This is a genomic window from Actinosynnema sp., from assembly GCF_052038725.1.
In genome coordinates this window covers 1-5,371 of sequence record NZ_JBQGCX010001461.1, presented here as the reverse complement: position 1 = coordinate 5,371, position 5,371 = coordinate 1, and the positions used below count along the sequence as shown (strand labels likewise).

6 protein-coding genes are annotated in these 5,371 nt (G+C 73.5%); 4 read left to right on the top strand and 2 right to left on the bottom strand.

All coding sequences use genetic code 11. The features are described 5' to 3' along the window. A partial coding sequence (locus ACTUAL_RS30870; protein WP_440902696.1) for a membrane dipeptidase occupies positions 1-480 on the bottom strand: 480 nt, incomplete at its 3' end. A gap of 255 nt (positions 481-735) precedes the next feature. Here ACTUAL_RS30870 and ACTUAL_RS30865 point away from each other — a divergent pair. Both ACTUAL_RS30865 and ACTUAL_RS30860 read left to right on the top strand, forming a co-directional pair. Continuing rightward, on the top strand, positions 736-1,452 hold the full coding sequence (locus tag ACTUAL_RS30865; RefSeq protein ID WP_015099292.1) for a response regulator: 717 nt from the start codon (positions 736-738) through the stop codon (positions 1,450-1,452). A 70-nt stretch (positions 1,453-1,522) separates the two neighbouring features. Continuing rightward, on the top strand, positions 1,523-2,767 hold the full coding sequence (locus ACTUAL_RS30860; protein WP_440902695.1) for an HRDC domain-containing protein: 1,245 nt from the start codon (positions 1,523-1,525) through the stop codon (positions 2,765-2,767). 309 nt (positions 2,768-3,076) lie between these two features. On the opposite strand, the gene ACTUAL_RS30855 is transcribed toward ACTUAL_RS30860, so the two are convergent. After that, positions 3,077-3,772, bottom strand: a complete 696-nt coding sequence (locus ACTUAL_RS30855; RefSeq protein ID WP_096492141.1) for a MerR family transcriptional regulator — start codon at positions 3,770-3,772, stop codon at positions 3,077-3,079. A gap of 72 nt (positions 3,773-3,844) precedes the next feature. Between ACTUAL_RS30855 and ACTUAL_RS30850 the strand changes: the two genes are divergently transcribed. Both ACTUAL_RS30850 and ACTUAL_RS30845 read left to right on the top strand, forming a co-directional pair. Continuing rightward, the gene (locus ACTUAL_RS30850) at positions 3,845-4,777 is read left to right on the top strand and encodes a hypothetical protein (protein ID WP_440902694.1); all 933 of its coding nucleotides are present in this window, start codon (positions 3,845-3,847) and stop codon (positions 4,775-4,777) included. Continuing rightward, a complete protein-coding gene (locus ACTUAL_RS30845) occupies positions 4,774-5,223 on the top strand; it encodes an ABA4-like family protein (RefSeq protein WP_096492139.1) in 450 nt (149 codons plus the stop codon). The genes ACTUAL_RS30850 and ACTUAL_RS30845 overlap by 4 nt, the downstream gene beginning before the upstream one ends. Positions 5,224-5,371 lie beyond the last annotated feature (148 nt).

The following is a 5,371-nucleotide window of genomic DNA, read 5'->3' as shown; positions in this document are numbered from 1 at the left end:
GCCCAGCCTGCGCAGCCCCCGCAGGACGGCGAGCGAGGAGTTGATGCTGTGCCCGCCCTCGGCCCCGATCAGCGAGGCCACGCGCCCGGAGGCGAACGCCGCCTCGGCCTCGTCCGCGGTGGTGGCGATCGCCAGGTGGTCGGGGTAGCGCCGCGCCAACCGGTGGACGAGGTCGACCTGCTCCACGGTCGTGACCACGGCGGCGTCACCCGGCAGGGAGCACGGGACCCACACGGACCAGAACTGCATCCCCAACCGGCCCTCGCGCAGCCTCCCCAGGTCGGTCTGGAGACTGGGCTGGTGGGCCGTCAGGTCGACGGTGTCGGCAGCGGCACACGGATCGGCGCCCGTTGACTTTTCACCGATTTGCCCTTCGGCACCGAAGTCGCGCAGTGCCCAGGGGAGGTCGTTGTGCCCGTCGACCAGAGGCACCCGTGCCAGCAGTTCTTCGGCGCGCAGACGCGCGGTGAGGGCGGCCACTGGTCAACTCCTGTCTGTCGTTATGAGTCCGGTTCGCGTTACGGGGCCCAGCCGGTTGTCATCCAATCGTGTGACAACGGAGGCCGTCGGTGACAACTCATCGGGGATAGATACCCGATTGATCGTCCCGTAGACCCGCTTGGGCGGCTACGCTGCCCCAGACGACACCACTTTCGGTCGATCAGTGGCGCGGCTGATTGGACGAAAGTCCCGGTGCCGGTCGGGGGGCACGACCGACTCCAGGGAGGTAGTGACGTGGCTGCCGTCGGCTTAGGTCAGGCCGTTCGTACCACGCCAGCCGGCTCGTTGCCGGCGAACATGGTCCCGCACCCGCGGGAGGAGCTTTTTTCGGTGTTGGTGGTCGACGACCACCCGCTGCTGAGGGAGGCGATAAGCGCCCGGCTCACCCAGATGGGAGCCGGGACTGTGCATGAGGCGGCTTCGGTCGCGGAAGCTCGGGCGCGGGCTCTCGCAACCGGACCGTGCGATCTCGCGATCCTCGATCTGGGTCTGCCGGACGGCACCGGCATCGACCTGGTCACGGAACTCCGTGCCCAGGGCTGGCCCCGCATCGTGGTCCTCGCGTCCTCCGACGACCCCTACGCGGTCAGGTCGGCCTTCCAGGCGGGCGCCCAGGCGTACCTCCTGAAGTCCGCCTCGCCGATGGTGGTCACCGACGGGGTGCGCAGGGTCCTCGACGGCGGCGTCTACGCGGACCCGAGCGTGGCACCCGTGCTGGCTGCGGGAACTCGCGTGCCGGGCACCGACAACACGCCGCGGGAGCTCTCCGCGCGTGAGGTCGAGGTCCTCCAGCTGGTCGCCGATGGCCAGAGCAACAAGGAGATCGGCGAGGCTCTGAGCCTGTCCGCGCTCACGGTGAAGTCTCACCTGTCGCGGATCGGGCGCAAGCTGGGCACCGGGGATCGCGCTCAGATGGTCGCGCTCGCCATGCGGGCGGGCGTGATCCGCTGAACCGCAGGTCGACGCGCTGAACGAGTCGAACACACCCGCGAGTGGTGCGTTCGTCGTAGGGTCATCCGCCGTGGACGTACCCGCCGACGAGCGAACCGATCCGACCGGTGCACAGCCGGTCCCGCTGACGGAACCCGCTGACGGGGTTCCGCCGGTGGTGGCCGACTCCTCGGCACTCCGGCGAGCAGCTGACGCGCTCGCCGGGGCCGAGGGCCCGGTCGCGGTGGACACCGAGCGAGCCTCGGGCTACCGCTACTCGCAACGCGCTTACCTGGTGCAGCTGCGCCGGGAAGGCGCCGGGACCGTGCTGGTCGACCCGATCGCCCTGGGCGGTCGGTTGGACCCGCTGGTCGAGGCGCTCGAAGGGACCGAGTGGGTGCTGCACGCGGCGTCGCAAGACCTGCCGTGCCTCGCCGAACTGGGTCTCAAGCCGAGCGCGTTGTTCGACACCGAGCTGGCGGGCAGGCTGGCCGGTTTCGAACGGGTGGCACTCGGCACGCTCGTCGAGCTGCTGCTGGGCTACAGGTTGGAGACGGGGCACGGCGCGGCCGACTGGTCGCGCCGTCCCCTCCCCGCCGACTGGCTCAACTACGCGGCGCTCGACGTCGAGCTGCTGGTTCAGCTGCGCGACGTGCTCGAGGAGGAACTGAGGCAGCAGGGCAAGCTGGAGTGGGCTCTGGAGGAGTTCGACGCCGCCAGGACCGCGCCGCTTCCCAAACCGAGGGCGGAGCCGTGGCGACGCACCTCGGGGATCCACCGCATCCGCAGCACCAGGCAGCTCGCCGCTGTCCGGTCGCTGTGGGAGACCCGCGACGCTCTGGCGCGCGAGCGGGACCTGGCCCCCGGCCGGGTGCTGCCCGACAGCGCGCTGGTCGACGCGGCGACCCGCAACCCGGCCGACGAGGCCGCGCTGCTGGCGCTCCCGGTGTTCCGGGGACGCGCCCAGCGGCGCATGGCCGGGACGTGGATGGGCGCGCTGCGCAAGGCGGCGGCGCTGCCCAGGGCGGAGCTGCCTGAGACCGCCCAGCACCACGACGGACCTCCACCGGCGAACCGCTGGGCCGACAAGGACCCGGCGGCGGCAGCACGGCTCGCGGCGGCGCGCACCGCCCTGGCCGAGGTCGCCGAGGCGAACACCCTGCCGGTGGAGAACCTGCTGCTGCCAGACCTGGTGCGCCGCACCTGCTGGCAGCCGCCGTCGGACACCTCGCTGGACGGGGTCACGGCGGCGCTCCGCGAAGGCGGGGCGCGCGAGTGGCAGATCGGCTTGACGGCACGGGCGCTCAGCGAGGCCCTGGCCGCCACTCCGGGCTGACCGACCCGCGAAGACGGGTGCGTCGAGGCCGACCGGCGACGGGAGGCCTCCGACCACCGGCACCACCGCACCGACACCGGCCCCACCGCCGACAGGCGCCCGGACCGGCCACAACCGAACACGCACCTCCCTGTGCACCTCTCCTTCCCTGGAGGGCCGCGCCGGTCCCGCACACCGCTCAGGCGTGCCGTTCCGGCGGTCCGGCTCCTCCCCGGACCGGTGGCGCACGCCCAGGGCCGCCCACGCACCGCGCAGGCGCCCGCTCCCCCGCGCAGCCGGGTCGGCCGCGCGGGTGCTCCCCCGCGCCGCTCAGGCGCCCTCCGGCGCTCCGGCGCCACCCTCGGCCGCACCGCCGTCCCCGCCGGTCTCCCCGCGCGGGTTCCCGAAGCGCCGTCGCGCCGCCTGCTTGCGCGCGAGCCGCCGCACGGCCGCCAGCGCCGCGTCCCCGAGCACGGTCCCCACGACCACCCGCTCCAGGGCCTCCTCGCGCTCCACCCAGCCGCCCGGCCCGTCGGTGGCGTAGTCCAGGTCGGCCTCGGCCAGCGGCCCGCACAGCCGCGCGTAGCCGTCGAGCAGCTCCCAGAACCGGTCGTGCCCGACCTCCCGCGCCGTCCCGAGCACCCCGACGAGCGCGCGGAGCGCCGGCTCGCCCTCGTCGGCCCGCCAGCCCTGCCGCTCCAGGAACGCCCGCGCCTGCGCGGCGGCCTCGGCGTCCTCGTGCTCCGGGACGGGCGTCACCGCGACCTCGACGGTCGACAGGGCCCGCACCAGTCCCCGCTCCTCCTGGTCGGCGAGCGCGGCGAACACCTCGCCGACCGCGGCGATCGACAGCCCGCCCACGTCGACCATGGCCCGGACCAGCCGCAGCCTGCGCACGTGCTCCTCGCCGTAGCGGGCCTGGTTGGGGCTGGTCCGCTCGCCGGGCGGCAGCAGCCCCTCGCGCAGGTAGTACTTGATCGTCGGCACGGGCACGCCGGTGCGCCTGCCCAGCTCGGCGATTCGCATCAGACCCCTTCCCAGGACGGCACCACATGGATACCGTAGCTATCCGATAGTAGAGAGTGTCACTATCCATACATGGAGCGAACCGTGATCCGCACCCTGCGGGCGAACCCGGCCCTGGCCGTCTTCGCCCTGCTCAACACCGCCTTCGTGCCGGTCGCGCTGGTCGGCCTGCTGGTCGACGACCGCATCGTGACCGACAGCCCCCTCTGGTTCAAACCGCTCAAGTTCGCCCTCTCCCTCGCCCTGTACAGCGTGAGCCTGGCCTGGGCGCTCTCCCTGACCACCCGCCTGCGCCGGTTCACCCGGTGGGCCGGGACGCTCGCGGCGGCGGGCGGCACGGTCGAGATGGCGATCATCGTCGGCCAGGCCGCCAGGGGCAGGCGGAGCCACTTCAACACCGCCACCGAGCTCGACTCCACCCTGTACGCGGTCATGGGCGCCACGATCACCGCGGTCTGGGTGGTGCACGCGCTGGTCGTGCTCGCGCTGCTGTTCAGCCGCTTCGAGGACCGCACGACGGCGGTCGCGCTCCGGTTCGGCATGGGCGTGGCGCTGGCGGGCATGGCGGTCGGCTTCCTGATGACCTCGCCCGCCGAGGGCCAGGACCCGGCGCTCGGCCTGGTCGGCGCGCACACCGTGGGCGCCCCGGACGGTGGCCCGCACCTGCCGCTGACCGGCTGGAGCACCACCGGCGGCGACCTGCGGGTGTCGCACTTCATCGGGATGCACGCCCTGCAGGCGCTGCCGCTGGCGATGGCGCTGCTCCCCCGGCTGGCGTCCCCGCGCCTGGCCCGCGACCTGGGCCTGGCCTGGGCCGGCCTGACCGCGCTGACCCTGTGGCAGGCGCTGCGCGGCCAGCCGCCGCTGCGCCCGGACGCGCTCACCCTGGCGGGCCTGGCGGCGCTGCTCGCCTGGACCGGGTGGGCGCTGTGGCGCGCCGACCGGGAACGGGCGCGCCGCGCCGCGGTGGAACCGGCTCGGGACGCGGCGGCGGTGGCCGCGTGAGCGAGGCGCTGTTCGACCTGGCGTTCCCGCTGGTCGCGCCGTTCTGGGCGCTGATGGTCCTGGCGCCCGGCTGGCGCTGGACGGAGCGGGTCGCGGCCTCCCCGCTGATCGCGCTGCCCGCGCTGGCGGTCTACGGCGCCGCGGTCGCCGGGCACCTGCCGCGGTTGTGGGCGACGATGGGCAACCCGGACCTGGGCGCGCTCCGGGAGCTCATGGGTTCGCCGTGGGGCGCGTCCGCGATCTGGGCGCAGGTCCTGGCCTGGGACCTGCTGATCGGGGCGTGGGTGTACCGGGAGGGCCGTCGCGTGGGAGCGCACCCGCTGCTGATGGGGCCGCTGCTGGTGCTCACGGTCGTGCTGTCGCCGCTCGGGTTCGCGCTGTTCTTGGTCGTGCGGGCGGCCTGTGACGCACGCGACAGGTCACCCTCGGTGGTTACCGACCGGTAACGAAGGCTAGAGTTGCTGTTACCGATCGGTAGGAGTCGCGCTCTCCGGTCGCGCCAGTTGAATCACGACGATGTGGAGGAGACGCCGTGGCCGCACCAGCAGCGCAGGCGCGCGTTCGCAACGTGGTCTTCGTCGACGGCGTGCGCAC